Source organism: Paenibacillus castaneae (genome assembly GCF_002884445.1).
Taxonomy (GTDB): domain Bacteria; phylum Bacillota; class Bacilli; order Paenibacillales; family Paenibacillaceae; genus Pristimantibacillus; species Pristimantibacillus castaneae.
Genome location: NZ_KZ614144.1, coordinates 5,952,607 through 5,971,235, shown reverse-complemented (window position 1 = coordinate 5,971,235; position 18,629 = coordinate 5,952,607). Strand labels below are relative to the sequence as shown.

Here is an 18,629-nt window from a genome sequence, read left to right as displayed (position 1 = left end):
TTTTAGATGCATGAATTTCCGGTGATGCCACTCGGGCCGTTTCATATTGACATTTCGACCTTAGTAGCAATTGTGGTTTCAGTCATTGTTACGTTCTTGATCGCAAAGCTGGCTGTTCGCAATCTCTCGGTGGACAACCCTTCCAAGTTCCAGAACTTTCTGGAATGGGTCGTAGATTTCGTACACAGCTTCATTTCCAGTACAATGCCGGTAAACCGCGTCAAGCCTTTCTTATCGTTGGGGATGACACTCATTATGTTTATTTTCGTCTCTAACCTGCTCGGTCTTCCTTTCGGGATTGTGACGGAAACGCATCACGTTAATGAGAGTATCGGTGTAACTCAGGACCTATTGGACAGCAAAGGCGGAGAAGTAGAATTAGCATGGTGGAAATCGCCGACTGCCGACATTTCAGTAACTGCAGGACTTGCGCTTATCGTATTTGTTATCGTCCATTTCCTTGGTCTGAAACAAAATAGAAAGCACTATCTGAAGCATTACTTCCATCCGTTCCCGATCTTCTTCCCGGTAAACATTATTGAGACGATCTCGAAGCCGGTAACGCTTGCGCTTCGGTTGTTCGCAAACATTTTTGCGGGTGAAGTGCTTATCGCAACAATCTTAATGATGGGTTGGTACGGTACGCCGTTCCTAGCCGCTTGGCAGGCATTCAGTCTCTTCGTAGGCGGTATCCAAGCTTTCTTGTTCACTATTCTTACAATGGTATATATCTCACAAGCAGCCATTCATGAAGAGGAACATTAATTTACGCTTTATGCCTCGTATTGCATTCTAATAACGAGGTTGGTCATACAAACAAAAAACAACAATTTTCGAGGAGGATTTTAAAATGGAATTATTAGCAGCAGCTTTAGCAGTAGGTTTGGGTGCAGTTGGCGCGGGCGTAGGTAACGGTATGATCGTTAGTAAAACAGTTGAAGGTATCGCTCGTCAACCTGAGCTTCAAGGTAAGCTTCAAACAACAATGTTTATCGGTGTAGGTATCGTCGAAGTTGTGCCTATCATCGGCGTAGTTATCGGTTTCTTGGCTTTCTTCAAAGCATAATAAAGCAACTGGCGGGGAAGGCCTAGCCCTCTTCGCCTTCGTTATGATTATGACAATACTGTGGTGAGAAAGGAGTGACATCTATGTCATGGCATTGGGAATCGACAGTAATCGCGATGATCGCGTTCGGTATTTTGTATTGGCTGTTAAGTAAGTACGCGTTTGGCCCATTGTTCGAAGTCATGGAGAAGCGCAGACAGCTTGTACTTGAGCAAATGAATACAGCTGAAAACAGCCGGAAAGCGGCTGAGCAACAAATGGAAGAGCAGAAAGCGGCACTCCAGCAGGCTCGCAAAGAAGCATACGAAATTATTGAGCAATCCAGAACAACCAGCTCGAAGCAAGCGGAAGAAATCGTTCAATCTGCGAAATCGGAAGCATCCCGTCTGAAAGACGATGCGCTCAAAGATATCGAAAGCGAGAAGAACAAAGCAATTGCAGCACTTCGTACCGAGGTTGGCGGCATTTCTGTGAAAATCGCATCGAAAATTATTGAGAAGCAGGTCGACGAGAAATCTCAGGAGCAGTTGGTTGGTCAATACCTGAAAGAAGTTGGAAATAAATGAGCCGCGATACGGTCGTAGCGAAGCGCTACGCAAAAGCATTGTTCGAGCTGGCTGAGAAGCAACAAGCGGTAGCAGAGGTAGAGGGTCAGCTTAAGCTGATCGTTGGCGTCCTTGAGCAAGACCCGGAAATTGAAAAATTTCTTTCTCTTCCAAGTATTGATCCTGCAAGCAAGATTGCCGTTCTTAAAGCAGCATTCGGCGATCAAGTATCTGCATTAGTGCTTAATACGCTGGAAATTCTTATTACCCGCAGACGTCAAGGTGATATTGCTGATGTGTATGCAGCATATACGAAGGTTGCGGGGGATTCGCTAGGACAGGCGCATGCGACAGTGTATGCTGCGAAAGCGTTGTCTGACGAGGAGCTTGCTGGAGTAGCAGCTCAATTCGGACAAGTGACTGGCAAAACAATCATAGCACAGCAAATCGTTGAGCCATCTTTGCTCGGAGGCGTACAAGTACGCATCGGCGACCGTCTTTATGACGGAAGCTTGTCCGGCAAGCTGGATCGTTTACAAAAATCGTTTAAAATTTAATGCACTGTAGATAGGGGTGAACGAATTGAGTATCAGACCTGATGAAATCAGCACGCTGATTAAACAACAGATCGAACAATATAAATCCGAAATTCAAGTCGTAGACGTCGGCACCGTAATCAATGTCGGTGACGGTATCGCTCGCGTACACGGATTGGAAAATGCGATGCAGGGCGAACTGCTCGAATTCTCCAACGGTGTTGTCGGTATGGCTTTGAACTTGGAAGAAAGCAACGTCGGTGTCGTTATTCTAGGACCTTACACGGATATTCGTGAAGGAGATCAAGTAAAACGTACAGGCCGCATCATGGAAGTGCCTGTCGGCGAAGAGCTTCTTGGCCGCGTTGTTAACCCGCTTGGTCAGCCGATCGATGGCAAAGGCCCAATTAACACAACTCAATTCCGTGCAATTGAATCTCCAGCACCAGGCGTAATTGACCGTAAATCGGTACATGAGCCGATGCAAACCGGTATGAAAGCAATCGATGCAATGGTACCAGTTGGCCGCGGACAACGTGAGCTTATCATCGGTGACCGTCAGACGGGTAAAACGTCAATTGCGATCGATGCGATCATTAACCAAAAAGGCAACGGCGTTAAATGTATTTATGTTGCCGTTGGTCAGAAACAATCCACCGTTGCTAACGTTGTTGAAACTCTTCGCCGCCACGGCGCGCTTGAGTACACAATTATCGTTACAGCAGGTGCTTCTGAGCCGGCTCCATTGCTGTTCCTAGCTCCTTATGCGGGCTGCACAATGGGCGAGTACTTTATGTACAAAGGCGAGCACGTTCTCGTTATTTATGATGATTTGTCGAAACAAGCAGCAGCTTATCGTGAGCTTTCGCTCTTGCTTCGTCGTCCACCGGGTCGTGAAGCTTACCCAGGTGACGTATTCTACCTTCACTCCCGTTTGCTTGAGCGTGCAGCTAAGCTTAGCGACGCTAGAGGCGGCGGCTCAATGACAGCTTTGCCATTCATTGAGACACAAGCATCAGACGTATCGGCATACATTCCTACGAATGTTATCTCGATTACGGACGGTCAAATCTTCCTTGAAGCAGATCTGTTCTACTCCGGTCAGCGTCCAGCTGTTAACGTTGGTATCTCTGTATCCCGTGTAGGAGGCTCAGCTCAAATTAAAGCGATGAAGAAGGTAGCTGGTACGCTCCGTCTGGATCTTGCGGCTTACCGTGAGCTTCAAGCGTTCTCGCAATTCGGCTCCGACCTTGATAAATCGACGCTAGCCCGCCTTAACCGCGGTGCGCGCACGATGGAAATCTTGAAACAAGACGTTAACCAGCCGATGCCGGTTGAGAAGCAAGTTATTTCAATCTATTCTGCTGTAAAAGGTCACTTGGATGATATTCCAGTTGAGGACATTCTTCGCTTCGAGAAGGAATTCCATGCTTACTTGGATTCGAACAAACCTGAAATCGGTCAATCGATTCGCGATACGAAGGATATTGTTCCAGATAACGAGAAAGCTCTCGTGGAAGCTATTAATCAATTCAAGAAAAGCTTCGCAGTATCTGCATAAATAAGCACAACCAGCTGTCGCCGCTTCTGCGGCGAAGCTGGTGTTTCTCAGAGAAATATAAGTGTCGTATACAGGTGATGCTGATGCCCTCCTATATTTCTATATATGTCTACGCCCGATCGATCTGTCCGGGCTTAGGCCAATTTCTCCACCAACACCAGGCTTTGGAGCGGTCCAAAGCAACAAAGGCGGGTGAAACCAAATGGCAAAAGGTATGCGCGATATTAAACGCGAAATTAAGAGCAAACAAAACACAAAGCAGATCACGAAAGCGATGGAGATGGTTGCCGCTTCCCGCTTAAGAAAAGCACAGGAAGCCGCGCAAGCAGCTCGTCCTTACGCAGAGAAGCTGAAGGAAGTTGTAGCAAACATCGCTGCTGGAACCAGAAATGTTAAGCATCCTATGCTTGAGAATCGTCCGATCAAAAAAACGGGTTATCTCGTTATTACATCGGATCGTGGTCTTGCAGGCGGTTATAATGCGAACATCCTTCGTAAAGTTACTCAAACCATTCGTGAAAAGCATAAATCGACTGATGATTATGTGTTGTTCGTTATCGGTCGTAAAGGCCGCGATTATTTCCGCCGCCGCAACATGCCAATCGTTGAAGAAGTGACTGGCTTGCCAGATGCTCCTACATTCGCTGACATTAAGACGGTAGCGTACTCCGCGGTTACGAAATTTGCTGAAGGCGCGTATGATGAGCTTTACTTGTACTATAACGAATTCGTTAACGCGATTACTCAAGTTCCTACAGACCTACGTTTATTGCCGCTTGAAGAAGTGGGCGGTAACGGACCTGTCACTTCGTACGAATACGAGCCATCGCCGGAAGGCGTGCTTGAGGTACTGCTGCCTAAATATGCGGAAACACTTATTTACAGCGCAGTTCTAGATGGCAAGGCCAGTGAGTTCGGAGCACGTATGACTGCCATGGGAAGCGCAACGAAAAATGCAACGAAGATTATCAACCAACTGACGCTCACTTACAACAGAGCGCGTCAAGCTGCGATTACGCAGGAAATTTCCGAAATCGTTGCAGGGGCGAACGCCCAATCTTAATATATGCACTGCAAAGGACCAGGAGCTTGCTATAAGCTGACCGGTGTGCAGTAACAAGAAGGAACCAGGAGGGAAAACCATGAAAAAAGGACATGTTGTATCCGTCATGGGTCCGGTCGTAGACTTAGAGTTCGAACGCGGCAATTTGCCGGAAATTTTGAACGCTGTCAAAATCGAGCAAAAGGGCGAAGCAGGCGGCATTGATATTAACTTGACGCTTGAAGTAGCCGTTCACCTCGGTGACAATAAGGTACGTGCCGTAGCTATGAGTACGACTGACGGTCTTGTACGCGGTATGATCGCTGTAGATACAGGCGCACCAATTACTATTCCGGTTGGAGCTCCAACACTTGGCCGCGTATTTAACGTACTAGGCCAACCTATTGATGAAGCTGGCGATGTGGCATCGGCAATTAACCTTCCGATTCACCGCGAAGCACCTGCTTTCGACGAATTGTCCACACAAGCGGAAATTCTTGAAACAGGCATTAAAGTAATCGACCTTCTCGCACCATACGCAAAAGGCGGTAAAATCGGCCTCTTCGGCGGCGCGGGTGTAGGTAAAACGGTTACGATTCAAGAGCTAATCAACAACATCGCACAAGAGCACGGCGGTATTTCCGTATTCGCGGGTGTTGGTGAGCGTACGCGTGAAGGTAATGACCTTTACCACGAGATGAAAGATTCCGGCGTACTTAGCAAGACAGCAATGGTATTCGGACAAATGAATGAACCGCCAGGCGCGCGTCAACGCGTTGCTTTGACGGGTCTGACAATGGCTGAGTATTTCCGTGACGAAGAAGGAAAAGACGTTCTATTGTTCGTCGATAACATCTTCCGTTTCACGCAAGCAGGCTCCGAGGTTTCGGCCCTTCTAGGCCGTATGCCTTCCGCGGTAGGTTACCAGCCAACATTGGCAACTGAAATGGGTCAATTGCAAGAGCGTATCACGTCTACGAAAAAAGGTTCGGTTACTTCGATCCAAGCGATCTATGTACCTGCCGATGACTATACGGATCCGGCTCCTGCAACAACATTTGCCCACTTGGATGCTACAACAAACTTGGAACGTAAAATTTCCGAAATGGGTATCTTCCCAGCGGTTGATCCGCTTGCATCATCATCGCGTATCCTAAGCCCGGCTATATTGGGTGAAGAGCATTATAACGTAGCACAGGGCGTTAAGAAAATTCTTCAACGCTACAAAGAGCTTCAAGATATTATCGCAATCCTTGGTATGGATGAGCTTAGTGAAGAAGATAAATTGACCGTGTCTCGCGCACGTAAAATTCAACTCTTCCTATCCCAACCGTTCCACGTTGCTGAACCGTTCACAGGTATTAAAGGTAAATATGTACCTGTTAAAGAATCCGTTCGCAGCTTCAAAGAAATTCTCGAGGGCAAACATGACGACCTTCCGGAAGAATCATTCCGGTATGTAGGTGTGATTGAAGAAGCCGTGGAGAAAGCCAGCACGCTTTAATAGCGAAAGGCGGGAGGAATCCACATGAGTACGTTTTTGGTAGAGATCGTAACACCTGAGCGCAAGGTGTACGCAGAGACTGCGAATATGGTTAGTGTAACAGGCGTTGAAGGTGAACTTGGCATTTTGCCGAATCACATCCCGCTAGTGACACCGCTTCGTATCGCTCCTGTCGTCATCAAACGCGATAATAAAGTAGACGTGGTAGCCGTTAACGGAGGCTTCATCGAAGTACGCAAGGACAAGATTGTTATACTTGCTGAGAGCGCTGAAATTTCAACGGATATCAATATCGAACGCGCAGAAGCCGCTAAACAGCGTGCAGAGCAGCGTCTTGCTGCCAAACAGCAAGATCATATTGATTTCCGCCGTGCAGAGCTTGCTTTGCAGCGTGCCATGAATCGTCTGCATATCAAACAAAAATAAGAACAAATGAAGCACCGCTGCCTTTGCAGCGGTGCTTTTTCTATGTGAGGTTTTATTCGACATGTAGAAAGTATAACATGTATTCTACTTAATTTTACAATAATCTCTCGAATCCGACAGAGTTTCTTACAAAATTAGTGTATTATCCTTTCTTATATGTTAGTATAGTTAACATCATAAGTGATGAGCTGTCAGGGGGAGAGAGATATGTTTAATTGGTTAGGTGTGAAGGCAGGTTATCCACTCTGGTTTTCTTGGACATTGAATAGGGAACTCAAGACTGATGTGGAACAAAGCTTTGTGGGAATTGCAGATACGCGCAAAGAGCTGCTCTATTCTTGGGCGAACAGTTATTGGAATCATCTTGACCGTCTAGGTGAAAGATTGTCGGGCTTGCTTCTTCAGGATGAGACCTGCTCTGCTTATTCCATACAGTCTCAAATCAATGATTTATTTAACAGTACATATGCAAAAGCCATTGATTTAACTGAACTGTTCTTATTGAATACGGAGCAAGCTGTTGTCTATTCTACCTACGCGGAGCATATTGGACTGTCATATGCAGAAGGCAGCATTCTGCAAACGGGGCTTGCTTATTCGTGCGCGAATGGCCGTTTGAGCAAATGCTTGTTCGGGCCATATAGAGATCCGATTACGTTGAAGCTAGGTGCACGATCCTCGTCTTTTCACGATCAAATGACTCTTCTCTTCATGCTTCCTCTTATAGTAGGCGGCAGCTTTGCAGGCACATTATGCGGTCGAGTACCTAATGATGTGTTAGGTGATTTAATACAGCGTGAATCAGGCCATGTTTATCCGGATTCCGGCGACAATTATTTGTTTATGGCGAAAGCGAGCCTGCTCACACATATTGCTCCAGGGACAGCGTTATCTCGCAGCCGTTTCGAAGACCGAACGTTTACGCATGGCGAGAACTTAAAGGATGGGGTATCAACAGATTGGGGTACTGTTTCTGTCAATGAACATACGGAGCTCGAAATTATTTTCACGGATCCGGCCACTGGACAGCTGCACCCGGGCGTTGCGAATACGATACGCAGCGGCAGTCATCTATTCGTCGAATTTCCCGGCTACTCCGATTACAGACATATTTCTGTTATTGGCAAAGGTGTAACCTTCCAACTGCCGCATTGTCCAGATCAATGGGGCATGATGTGCGAAGGTGATTTAGAGGAAGTATATCGTATACGCAGCATAGGCTGGAGACAAAGCAAAACGCATCTCCTAACTACGGCAAGCTTAAGTCTATTTGTATCGTTCCTCGTTTACTTCATAGCCATCAATCAAGCACCGTGGCTTACAGGAGTCGCAGCAGGCGGGTTTGTTTTGTTGTTCGGCCTGTTCATCACAGGGAGAGTACAGCGCAAGGAATCGAAGCGCGTCGTTCAGCATCTGCGGGAAATTAATCGTTTTATCCGCATTAATGCCGAAGGCAAAGGTGATTTGACGCAAAGGCTGAACCTTAATGAATTTGATAATGATGAATCCAAGGAGCTCGCCAAATGGATTAATAATATGATTGATTCTTTGGAGGGCATTATGCTTCAGGTGAAGCTCGCTTCCGCTGATGTAAGTGCCAGTCAGCATGTATTGAACGAGTCGGCAGTAATAACAGCAGCTTCGGCTGAGGGGGTCAGCATTAAAGTACATGATATGATAAGCAGTATCAGGCTGCAGTTGAAAGATATAGATATGGCTAAGCATGCCGCAGACGAAATGAGCTCAACGCTTCGTATAATCGAAGAGCAGGCAGCCGAACAAATCGCGTTGGCTAAAACTGAGGTAAGTCGTATTGGTCATAAAATGGTTCATATATCCGCTAAAGTTGGAGAGACGAACGAGACCATTCATAGATTCATGGATACGGCGGAGGAGATTCAAGGCATTCTGCATGTTATAGAAGAAATATCTGCTCAAACTAATCTGCTGGCGCTTAATGCTTCTATAGAGGCGGCTCGGGTAGGAGAACAGGGAAAAGGCTTCGCAGTAGTAGCATCAGAAATACGGAAGCTTGCTGATATGACCAAGAGATCGACCGAAGAGGTCAATGCCATCACACGTCATATTTATGACGATGCAGTGCAGGCCCATACTTCCATGGATGAAGGGACACGTGTCGTAGAGGAAGGCAATCAGCTTGTGGCTGCGGCAGCTCAGACCTTGGCGGCGGCTCATAGAGAAGATCATCGGAAAATACAAATTGTAGACGGAATGGTAGAACTTATGGACAAGATTGCATTCATCAGCAGAGAAAATAGTAAAATATCTTCTGATGTAGAAGGCAAAGTTCTAGAGCTTACAGGTGAGATGGTTAATGTCCGGCAAACCTCTCAAAGTGTAGATGCCATTACAAAGCAGCTGCAGCAGCTTGTTGAACAATTTAAATTGACTGAGTCGCGTATCAGATAACAGAAACAGGCAATAAAACCGCAGCAATCCGCAGCCATACGGTGCTGCGGTTTTTTCTGCGTACATAATAATACCATCTGAGAGCAATCCTAAGCCTAATTCTATGTGCTGACTGGCAGGAAGGAGAGGCGAACATGTTTGGAGATTATTTGAAGGGTAAGAGCAAAAGCGACAGCAACAATGATAAGCGTTCTGTGAGAGCAGAAAAGCATGAGCAAGAGGGAATGAACCCATTCTCAAACAAGCCTCTATCCGCCTCACTGGAACAGAACATGGAGCTGCTGAAGCGAGAGCTGGGCGACGCCTCGGACATCATGTATCGCAATCTCGAGCTCGAGAACGCGGATCGGACCAAGCTGCTTATTGTATATGTGCAAGGCATGGTAGATGACGATATGATGAATGAATTTGTTATAAAGCCGCTGCTCAGCAAATTGTCATCTGATCAAGCCGAGAGCACATCCGGTAAGTTTCTTGAACTAATGAAGAGCAGCTTGCTGCCGACGGGAACGGTTAACGAGCTAGCCGACTGGAAGCAGTTTTTGCAAAAGCTGTTTATGGGCTATGCCATCATCATGGTTGAAGGCACAGATAAGGCGCTTGCAGCCGCTATCTCTGGCGGCGAGAAACGAGGCATTGAGGAACCGAAGACCGAAATGGCTATTCGCGGTCCCAGAGAGGGATTTACGGAATCTCTCCGTGTAAACACATCATTAGTTCGCAGGAAGCTTCGCAGCCCAAAGGTATGGATGGAGCAATGGACATTAGGTGAAATAACGCAAACGCCGGTATGTATCATGTATGTAAAAGGCTTGGCTGATGAAAAAATGTTGGAGGATGTTAGAGAAAGATTAAATGGAATTTGCATAGACAGCATCATGGAGAGCGGAAATATCGAGGAATTGATATCGGATCAGAAATGGTCGCCGTTTCCAACCATTATGTATACAGAACGGCCGGATACGGTAGCAGGAAATCTAATTGAAGGGCGAATATCGCTGCTAGTTGACGGGACGCCGTTTGCATTGATCGTCCCCTCTACCTTGAATATGTTTTTTCAGACGGCGGAGGATTATTATCAACGCTTTGATATAGCGACTTTTTTGCGAATGCTTCGTTTTGTTTCCTTTGTAATCGCGATTCTGATGCCTTCCGTATATGTAGCAATTGCAAGCTATCATCAAGAAATGATTCCAACTCGGCTGCTTCTTAAGCTGGCTGCACAGAGAGAGGGTGTGCCATTTCCGGCTTATTTAGAGGCGTTTATTATGGAATTTGTATTTGAAATATTGCGTGAGGCCGTAGTTCGAATGCCAAGCGCGGCAGGCAATACCATATCGATTGTAGGCGGTTTAGTTATAGGACAGTCGGCCGTTGAAGCTGGGATTGTGTCGCCAGCTGTCGTTATCGTCGTTTCGATAACAGCAATCGCAAGCTTTGTCGCTCCCGTATATAGTCTAGGGATTGCTGCTCGCTTACTTCGTTTTCTGCTGCTGTTTGCTGCGTCGACGATCGGTTTCTACGGCATTGGGATGGTCATGCTTTTATTGCTTTTGCATTTAAGCAATCTAAGGTCATTTGGAATACCATACCTTACACCATTCGCTCCTTTTAAATTAAAGGATTTGAAGGATACGCTTGTACGGGCGCCACTGTGGTTAATGCGTGAGCGACCTCAGTTACTTCCATCCAAAAACAAGATCAGGCAGCAAACAGAGATTGAGCCGCGGAAGGAGCCGACGCAATGAGCGGTCGTCAAAGTGATGGGAATGACGAGCTGCTGATGAAAATTGTTCGAACATCTATTTTGCTTTGGATGTCCTGCATACTTCTATTTTTAAGCGGCTGCTGGGATTTGCGCTATCTGGACAAGCTTGGTGTCGTTTTGGCCATGGGAATTGATGAGGACCTGTCAGGAAAGCAGAAGCTGCAGTTGACCGTCCAGGTTGTTTTAACGCAAAATGTGGCCGCGCTGAGCAAGGGCGGAGGTGGCGGGGAAAGTCCAGTGACAACCTATACGGATACAGGCGATACCATTTTTGAAGCTATTCGAAAAATGTCGGCCAAAACTTCGAGGCGGCTCTTCTTCTCCCATACTCAAATGTTATTAATATCGGAGGGTATGTCGAGAAAAGGAATTTACCCCTTACTTGATCTCATTGAGCGTAATCCGGATATCCGCACCAATATTTCTGTTGCCGTTACACGCGGCTCAACGGCGAAAGAGCTGCTGCAAGTAAAAACGCAAATGGAGGCGATTCCGGTCATCCAAATTCTTGATATGATCGAAATCAATCAAGAAAGCTATGGAATGAACTATCCTGTCTATGTGAAAGATTTGATCAAAACGGCTGGAAGAGGATTGATGCAAGCGTCTGTGCCTACTGTTCGAATGGAAGGCGATAAAGCGAAGAGCAATACGTCGGATAATACGAGCACCATACCTGCAGGCGCTATTCCGGCTTTAACGACGATGGCGGTTTTTCGTGATGGCAAGCTGGTTGAGTTCTTGAAGCCGAAAGAATCAAGGGGGCTTTCATGGCTGCAGGGCAAGGTGAAAAACACGGTCGTCAAGCTGGCATGCCCGGAATCTGAGGGATATTTAATTGTAGAGGTCTCAAATGCACATAATCGAACGACTGTAAGAAACGTAAAAGGAATGCCGGTTGTAGATATAACTTTATCATTAATTGGGAACTTGCAAGAAATCACATGTCCAGGTATTGATGTTGCGGATGAGAAGGCTATGGATAGAATCGGAATGATGACCAGCGAGGCGGTAAAGCAAGAAGCAGAAGCTGTCATTAATATACTGCAAAAAAAAGCAAAAACAGATGCGCTTGGGTGGGCTAAAGAAATTTATATACATCAGCCTAGCTTATGGAGAAGAATCGTACCAAATTGGGAAACGGAATTTCCTAAAGTGAAGCATGAAATAAAGTGTACCACCAAAATAAATGGATCAGGCATAAGGAGCCGATCTATCGTGAAATGAGTGATCGCCATGCTGGCTTCTATTCTGATTGTATTGCTTGCAATGGTTGTCGGGATATTAATATGGAAACACAATGGAACTAAACGCCGTTTTCGCGAAAGAAAATGGGCTATATTTATCCTGTTGATCGGCACCGTATATATGGTAGGCCAAGCATTACGGTTTCCTCTGCCCAATCCAGCAGATTGGATTATGGCTGTCTGCTCCCCGATATCTAATCCAATAATAAGCTGGATTAAGGAAGGCAGTGTACAAAAATGAGCAAAAACGCCGGAATTAACAATGCGGAAATTACGTCGGGGCAATGCGCAAAGCTGTATATATTGTTCGCGCTTGGCAGCTCGGCGCTCATCCTTCCGACTGTTGTAATCGAGATTGCGAAGCAGGATGCTTGGTTAACTATGCTGCTAGCGGGTCCGATCAATTATTTGGTATTGATGATCTACTTGGCATTGGCTGATCGTTTCCCTAATCTATCTCTGGTGCAGTATATGGAGAAGCTGATTGGCAAATGGGCAGCTAAGGCGCTAATGTTGACCTATGTTTTATTTTTTCTGGTCAATAGTGCTCTCGTGCTCCGTAATATTTCTGATTTCTTGGGCCTTTCTGTATTGCCGATAACGCCTACTTGGTTCATTGATGCCATATTTATGCTTGTCGTTATTTATGGTGTTTGTTTAGGAATCGAGACGATGGCTCGTACGGGAGAAATTTTATATTTTTGGAGTACATTTGTGATTTTCATTATTTTAATAGCTCTGCTGTATCAGCTTGATTATAAAAACTTTGAGCCTTTGCTCTATAATGGAATTTTGAGACCGATTAAAGGCCTGTATCCGATTCTAGGCTTTCCGATTGGAGAATTTGTTTTTATAACGATGATATTTCCGCTGGTAAGAAAGACGGACCGAAAAAAACTGCGCAAATCCTTGAAGCTGGCGACCGTCATGATTACAGCATACAGCGTTTTGCTTACGCTATTTCTGATAGGGGTAATGGGCGTCGATGAATCAAGCAGAAGTCCGTTCGCTGTCTATGATTTAGCGAAAAATATTAATATTGAAGAAATATTAGTGCGGGTTGAAATCTTGGTAGCGATGATCTGGATTGGAACGATATTTATGAAGCTGGTTCTCTGCGTATATGTACTTTCAGTCAGTACAGCGCAATTGCTTGGCTTATCCAACTATCGGCCGCTTGTCGTTCCTTTTGGTTTTGTTGTGCTGCCGTTATCGTTAATCATTTATCGCAACATCGCGCACGCAAGAGTCTTTTCTGCTGGCGTATGGACGGTATACAGTGTGTTTCAAGGCTATGTCCTGCCGCTATTGCTGCTCATAATTGCCGTTATTATGAAAAAACGCGATAACAGCGAGGGGAATAGTTTCGAGAATAGGTATCAAGCGAATGAATCGATAGGGGATAATAAAAGTGGGGATGAAACGGATAGCATAGCGACGAAGGAGCCAGCACCGACCTAACTCCATCATAGACGGCAGTGGCAGCATTTGTTATAATTGTGAGGAAAAATGAACAAGCGGCAACGGTCCATATCAAACCAATTAACGGGGGCGATCGCGTGGAAAACTACGCCAATAATTATGTCGTCGTAGTTATTTTTATCGTGCTTGGCATTCTGCTTCCAGTTACCGCACTCACTGTCGGTCGCTTTCTCAGACCGCATAAACCAACCGAGCTGAAACAAACAACCTACGAGAGCGGTAATGAACCGGTAGGTGAAGCGCAGGTTCGCTTTAACATTCGCTATTACTTGTTTGCATTGATGTTCGTTATTTTTGATGTGGAAACTGTATTCTTATATCCGTGGGCCGTCGCATATAATAAGCTCGGCCTATTTGTGTTAGTCGAAATGTTGATCTTTGCGGCAATGCTGCTCGTAGGTCTTCTCTATGCCTGGAAAAAGAAGGTGCTGAAATGGAATTCAATTTAGAGTCAATTTCATTAGAGGAACGCAAAGAGCTGGAACGCAATGTGTTTATGGGGACGCTGGAGCAATTGAAGGCATGGGCAAGAAGCAATTCGCTATGGCCTTTGACGTTCGGGTTAGCTTGCTGTGCAATTGAGATGATGGGAACCGGGGCATCGCATTATGATTTGGATCGGTTCGGGGTTATGTTTAGAACGTCGCCTCGCCAGTCAGACGTGATGATCGTAGCAGGTACGGTAACGAAGAAGATGGGGCCGCTTCTGCGTCGTCTGTATGACCAGATGCCGGAGCCGAAGTGGGTTATTGCAATGGGCTCCTGTGCAACAGCGGGAGGGCCTTATGTCAAGTCCTATTCCGTCATAAAAGGCGTGGATCAAATCGTACCCGTAGACGTATATATTCCAGGCTGTCCTCCTAATCCGGTCGCGCTTATCTATGGCATTAATAAGCTGCAAGAGAAGATTCGGTATGAGGCGAAAACCGGGAAGCGAGTGACAGGCCGATGACGGATGAACAGAAGAATAGAGAGAAAGCGCTTACGGATATTGGGAATGAGCAGAATGCAGAGCGCGAAGCGAAGCTGAAAGCAGCTGCTGAAGCCCGTGCAGCCCGTGCGGCTGCGAAGGAAAAGGCTGAAGCAGAAGCGGCAGAGGCCGCTTTAGCTGAGCCGCCGAAGCCGCCCTCGCCGAAGCAGCCGGAGCTGGATGCCCTCGTGGCATTATTAAAGGAGCAAATCAATGATTCTGTCATTGAGGATGCTTATGTGAATGAACTGAACAGTGATATGCCGACTATTATCGTTAATCATACATACTGGCGAGAAGCCGCTCAGCTGCTTAAGGAGCATGAGGGGCTGCAATTTAATTATTTACGCAACGTATCCGGCGTAGATTACGAAACGCATATGGAAGTGGTGTATCATCTCGTATCGCTTGCCAGCAAGCGTGAAGCAGCGGTCAAGGTGAAGACGGATCGCAAAGAGGCTGCCGTCTATTCCGTTACGCCAATCTGGGCGACTGCGAACTGGAATGAACGAGAAATTTACGATCTGCTGGGTATTAACTTTCCTGGCCATCCTGACATGAGACGCATTATGATGCCAGATGAGTGGGTGGGCCATCCGCTTCGCAAGGATTATGAACCGTTAGATTCGGAGGTGTAAGCAGCCCTTGATTCGTACAGAAGAACTGCTATTAAATGTTGGCCCTCAGCATCCAAGCACACATGGTGTATTCCGAATTATTGTTAAGCTAGATGGGGAAGTCATTACAGAGGCGACGCCGGTCATGGGTTATTTGCATCGCGGCACGGAGAAAATTGCCGAAAATTTAAATTTCACTCAAATCATACCTTATACCGATCGAATGGATTATGTTTCTGCAATGACAAACAATTATGTGCTTGTGCACGCCGTTGAAACGATGATGGGGCTTGAAGTACCGCTTCGTGCTGAATTTCTGCGGTTAATCGTGATGGAGCTGCAGCGGATTGCCAGTCATCTCGTCTGGTGGGGGACATATTTGCTGGATATTGGGGCGATGAGCCCATTTTTATATGCTTTTCGTGATAGAGAAATGATAATTGATTTATTCAATGAGCTTTGCGGCGCACGTTTGACTTATAATTATATGAGGGTCGGCGGCGTGAAATGGGATGCGCCTCCGGGTTGGATGGATAAGGTAAGGGACTTTATCCCTTATATGGAGGGTAAGCTGCAGGAATACGATAAGCTTGTGAGCGGTAATGAAATTTTTCTCGCGCGCATCAAAGGTGTTGGTCAATACGATGCAGCAACAGCGATAGATTACGGTCTGTCTGGCGCTAATCTGCGCTGTACGGGCGTAGATTGGGATATTCGCAAAGCGGAGCCTTACAGCCTTTACAGCCGATTTGAATTCGACGTGCCGCTTGGCAAAAACGGTGATTGCTATGATCGTTATCGCATCAGACTGGAAGAAATTCGTCAAAGCCTGCGCATTCTCAAACAAGCGCTTCAGCAGTTCCCTGAGGGCGGAGAAACGATGGGCAAAGTGCCTAGGGCAATTCGGCCGCCTGTCGGAGAGGTATATGTCCGCATTGAATCACCACGCGGCGAGATCGGCTGCCACATCGTTTCCAAAGGGAAAGCAGAGCCATATCGCTTGAAGTTCCGCAGACCCTCATTCGTTAATTTGCAAATTCTTCCGAAGCTGCTTGTCGGTGAAACGATGACGAATCTCATTACGATACTGGGCGGCATCGATATTGTTGTCGGGGAGGTCGATTGCTGATGGGACCTTGGCTGAACGAAGCGATGACTTGGGGAAACGCACTTATCCTATTTCTATGGGCGGTCGTATTTCTGTTCATCGTGCTTGGCTTTGTGACTTATGCCATTTTTTTTGAACGGAAAGTAATCGGCTGGATGCAGCTGCGAATCGGCCCGAACAGGGTCGGACCGTTCGGCATGCTTCAGACAGTAGCTGATATTTTCAAGCTGCTTATCAAGGAAGACACGATTCCGCGAAAGGCTGATCGTGTATTATTTATCCTTGCGCCGGCTCTTGCTTACATACCGGCATTCTCCGTACTTGCGGTTATTCCTTATACACAAAAGCTTTACTTTGCTGATTTGAATGTCGGCCTGCTCTATTACGTAGCCTTATCCGGCCTTTCAACGCTTGGGATCGTATTAGGCGGATGGGCCTCGAATAATAAATATGCGCTGCTAGGCGGTATGCGATCGGCCGCTCAAATGATAAGCTATGAAGTACCGCTCGTCATATCTGTAGTCGGAGTTATTTTACTCAGTGGAAGCTTGAATTTACGGGTTATCGTAGAAGCGCAAAGCGGAGGATGGTTCTGGAATTGGAATTTTATTCCTCAAATTATTGGCTTCGCCATCTTTATCATTGCAGCAGTATCAGAGCTTAACCGGACTCCCTTCGATTTGCCTGAGGCGGAATCGGAGCTCGTAGCCGGCTATCATGTTGAGTATAGCGGCTTTCGCTTTGCCTTCTTCATGCTGTCGGAATATGTGTATGTTTATGCCATTGCAGCGTTAACGACGGTTCTGTTTCTTGGCGGCTGGAACGCTCCAGCGCCTTTTCTTGATTTTGTACCGGGAATGATATGGTTTCTGCTCAAATTCACTTTTATCGTGTTCAGCTTGTTTTGGATTAGGGCCACCTTTCCGCGTATTCGTGTAGACCAGCTCATGGGGCTTGGCTGGAAGGTGCTGCTGCCTGTTTCGCTGCTCAATGTATTTCTGACGGCTGTTTATTTGGAGCTGTTTATCAAATGATAGCAAGGGAGCGAGCAATATGAAGGGATTGATTCAAGGATTAGGCGTTACGCTCAAGTCAATGACGGCCCCTAAGGTGACTACCTCCTATCCGGATGTGCCTTTTGTCATGCCGGACCGGTTCCGCGGCATTCAGCACTTCATACCCGATTTGTGTATTGTCTGCAATCAGTGCGCCCGAATTTGTCCGACAGATTGTATTACGCTGACAGGCAAGCCTAATCCGGACCCAGACAAAAAAGGAAAAGTGATAGATACATTTGATATTAATTTTGAAATATGCATTTTGTGTGACCTGTGCACCGAGGTATGTCCGACTGAAGCGATTGTTATGACCAATCATTTCGAGCTGTCTGCTTTCAGCCGGGATGATTTATTCAAGGACGCGCAGTGGTTGAGCGATAACAATACGCTCGTTCGAGAGGACAATAACAATATCGGTGCTCCGGCCAAAGGGGGCGGCAAATAGTTGTTCAATATTGCATTTACAGGCGAGTTTGTTGCATTCTTCGTCTTGTCGGTCATTATGATTTGCGGCGCGGTTCTCATGATAAGTCTGGAGAAGGTCGTTCATATGGTCATTTCAATGGCGGCTGTGTTTCTTGGCTTGGCGGGTATGTTCGTGCTGCTGGAGGCGGAATTCGTTGCCTTTGTTCAAGTGCTGATCTATGCTGGCGCAGTGTCCATTCTAATGATTTTTGGCATTATGATGACGAAGCATCAGCAAGAGGAGCGGGAGAAAGCGAAGCCGCTCCATGAGACGCTTGCAGCCGTTGGGGCACTGAGCCTGTTCGGCATTTTATTTTATGCCATTCGCACAACGACTTTCCCAGAGCCGACGCCGTTCCAAGGGAGCCATGATAATACGATGGCTATTGGCGAGCTGTTGTATACGGGCTATGTCATTCCGTTTGAACTGCTCTCCGTGCTTCTGACGGTCGCTTTTATTGGGGCAATTGTGCTTGCGAAGAAGGGGGCTGATGAATAGCATGCTTCCATCCTATTTAACGATGGCTGCCATATTGTTTTGTATCGGGTTATATGGCGCGTTGGTGAAACGAAATGCAATTGTGGTGCTCCTGTCGCTTGAGCTCATGCTGAATGCGGTCAATTTAAATCTGATCGCTTTCTCGAAATACGGTGTTGTACCGTCATTGACCGGACAAATTTTCTCGTTGTTCACGATAACGGTTGCTGCAGCGGAAGCGGCGATAGGGGTAGCAATTTTGATTGCGTTGTTCCGTAGTCGAGGCACGGTTAATGTCGATGAATTTAATAAGATGAGGAGGTAGC

The 18,629-nt window shown here is 46.5% G+C and carries 21 protein-coding genes; all 21 read left to right on the top strand.

The features are described 5' to 3' along the window. The first annotated feature begins 6 nt into the window (after positions 1 to 6). The 21 genes from atpB (at position 7) to nuoK (ending at position 18,628) form a co-directional block, all read left to right on the top strand. The gene (atpB, locus tag CEF13_RS26805) at positions 7 to 765 is read left to right on the top strand and encodes a F0F1 ATP synthase subunit A (protein ID WP_102715596.1); all 759 of its coding nucleotides are present in this window, start codon (positions 7 to 9) and stop codon (positions 763 to 765) included. An 85-nt stretch (positions 766 to 850) separates the two neighbouring features. Beyond that, positions 851 to 1,066, top strand: coding sequence for a F0F1 ATP synthase subunit C (gene atpE / locus CEF13_RS26800; protein WP_102715594.1), 216 nt, complete (start codon positions 851 to 853; stop codon positions 1,064 to 1,066). 83 nt (positions 1,067 to 1,149) lie between these two features. Continuing rightward, positions 1,150 to 1,632: a F0F1 ATP synthase subunit B gene (gene atpF, locus CEF13_RS26795; protein ID WP_102715592.1), complete on the top strand. Its 483-nt coding sequence runs from the start codon at positions 1,150 to 1,152 to the stop codon at positions 1,630 to 1,632. Next, a complete protein-coding gene (locus CEF13_RS26790) occupies positions 1,629 to 2,168 on the top strand; it encodes a F0F1 ATP synthase subunit delta (RefSeq protein WP_102715590.1) in 540 nt (179 codons plus the stop codon). The genes atpF and CEF13_RS26790 overlap by 4 nt, the downstream gene beginning before the upstream one ends. 25 nt (positions 2,169 to 2,193) lie before the next feature. Further along, a complete protein-coding gene (gene atpA, locus CEF13_RS26785; protein WP_102715588.1) occupies positions 2,194 to 3,708 on the top strand; it encodes a F0F1 ATP synthase subunit alpha in 1,515 nt (504 codons plus the stop codon). Between the two features lie 202 nt (positions 3,709 to 3,910). Next, positions 3,911 to 4,771 carry an ATP synthase F1 subunit gamma gene (atpG, locus tag CEF13_RS26780; RefSeq protein WP_102715586.1) on the top strand — a complete coding sequence of 287 codons (861 nt, stop codon included), beginning with the start codon at positions 3,911 to 3,913 and terminating at the stop codon, positions 4,769 to 4,771. A gap of 79 nt (positions 4,772 to 4,850) precedes the next feature. Next, positions 4,851 to 6,254, top strand: a complete 1,404-nt coding sequence (gene atpD, locus CEF13_RS26775; protein ID WP_102715584.1) for a F0F1 ATP synthase subunit beta — start codon at positions 4,851 to 4,853, stop codon at positions 6,252 to 6,254. Between the two features lie 24 nt (positions 6,255 to 6,278). Beyond that, complete coding sequence (locus CEF13_RS26770; protein WP_102715582.1) at positions 6,279 to 6,680, top strand: F0F1 ATP synthase subunit epsilon; 402 nt, start codon at positions 6,279 to 6,281, stop codon at positions 6,678 to 6,680. 207 nt (positions 6,681 to 6,887) lie between these two features. Continuing rightward, the gene (locus CEF13_RS26765) at positions 6,888 to 9,110 is read left to right on the top strand and encodes a methyl-accepting chemotaxis protein (protein ID WP_102715580.1); all 2,223 of its coding nucleotides are present in this window, start codon (positions 6,888 to 6,890) and stop codon (positions 9,108 to 9,110) included. A 134-nt stretch (positions 9,111 to 9,244) separates the two neighbouring features. Further along, the gene (locus CEF13_RS26760) at positions 9,245 to 10,858 is read left to right on the top strand and encodes a spore germination protein (RefSeq protein ID WP_243864820.1); all 1,614 of its coding nucleotides are present in this window, start codon (positions 9,245 to 9,247) and stop codon (positions 10,856 to 10,858) included. Continuing rightward, positions 10,855 to 12,105 (top strand): Ger(x)C family spore germination protein, encoded by a 1,251-nt coding sequence (locus CEF13_RS26755; RefSeq protein WP_102715578.1) that lies wholly within the window; start codon positions 10,855 to 10,857, stop codon positions 12,103 to 12,105. The genes CEF13_RS26760 and CEF13_RS26755 overlap by 4 nt, the downstream gene beginning before the upstream one ends. 9 nt (positions 12,106 to 12,114) lie before the next feature. Continuing rightward, positions 12,115 to 12,366: a hypothetical protein gene (locus CEF13_RS26750; protein WP_146022764.1), complete on the top strand. Its 252-nt coding sequence runs from the start codon at positions 12,115 to 12,117 to the stop codon at positions 12,364 to 12,366. Next, positions 12,363 to 13,586: a GerAB/ArcD/ProY family transporter gene (locus tag CEF13_RS26745; RefSeq protein ID WP_102715574.1), complete on the top strand. Its 1,224-nt coding sequence runs from the start codon at positions 12,363 to 12,365 to the stop codon at positions 13,584 to 13,586. The genes CEF13_RS26750 and CEF13_RS26745 overlap by 4 nt, the downstream gene beginning before the upstream one ends. A gap of 98 nt (positions 13,587 to 13,684) precedes the next feature. Then, positions 13,685 to 14,056, top strand: coding sequence for an NADH-quinone oxidoreductase subunit A (locus tag CEF13_RS26740; RefSeq protein ID WP_102716584.1), 372 nt, complete (start codon positions 13,685 to 13,687; stop codon positions 14,054 to 14,056). Continuing rightward, on the top strand, positions 14,041 to 14,559 hold the full coding sequence (locus CEF13_RS26735; RefSeq protein WP_102715572.1) for a NuoB/complex I 20 kDa subunit family protein: 519 nt from the start codon (positions 14,041 to 14,043) through the stop codon (positions 14,557 to 14,559). The genes CEF13_RS26740 and CEF13_RS26735 overlap by 16 nt, the downstream gene beginning before the upstream one ends. After that, entirely contained in the window at positions 14,556 to 15,215 is a 660-nt protein-coding gene (locus tag CEF13_RS26730; protein ID WP_102715570.1) for an NADH-quinone oxidoreductase subunit C, read from the top strand. Before CEF13_RS26735 ends, CEF13_RS26730 begins: the two co-directional genes overlap by 4 nt. A 7-nt stretch (positions 15,216 to 15,222) precedes the next feature. Next, on the top strand, positions 15,223 to 16,323 hold the full coding sequence (locus CEF13_RS26725; protein WP_102715568.1) for an NADH-quinone oxidoreductase subunit D: 1,101 nt from the start codon (positions 15,223 to 15,225) through the stop codon (positions 16,321 to 16,323). Continuing rightward, positions 16,323 to 17,336: an NADH-quinone oxidoreductase subunit NuoH gene (gene nuoH, locus CEF13_RS26720; protein ID WP_102715566.1), complete on the top strand. Its 1,014-nt coding sequence runs from the start codon at positions 16,323 to 16,325 to the stop codon at positions 17,334 to 17,336. Before CEF13_RS26725 ends, nuoH begins: the two co-directional genes overlap by 1 nt. Positions 17,337 to 17,355: 19 nt before the next feature. After that, positions 17,356 to 17,805: an NADH-quinone oxidoreductase subunit NuoI gene (gene nuoI, locus CEF13_RS26715; protein WP_102715564.1), complete on the top strand. Its 450-nt coding sequence runs from the start codon at positions 17,356 to 17,358 to the stop codon at positions 17,803 to 17,805. Beyond that, positions 17,806 to 18,324, top strand: a complete 519-nt coding sequence (locus tag CEF13_RS26710) for an NADH-quinone oxidoreductase subunit J (RefSeq protein WP_102715561.1) — start codon at positions 17,806 to 17,808, stop codon at positions 18,322 to 18,324. It abuts the gene before it with no gap. Continuing rightward, positions 18,317 to 18,628 carry an NADH-quinone oxidoreductase subunit NuoK gene (gene nuoK, locus CEF13_RS26705; RefSeq protein WP_102715559.1) on the top strand — a complete coding sequence of 104 codons (312 nt, stop codon included), beginning with the start codon at positions 18,317 to 18,319 and terminating at the stop codon, positions 18,626 to 18,628. The genes CEF13_RS26710 and nuoK overlap by 8 nt, the downstream gene beginning before the upstream one ends. The last annotated feature ends 1 nt before the right edge of the window (position 18,629 follow it).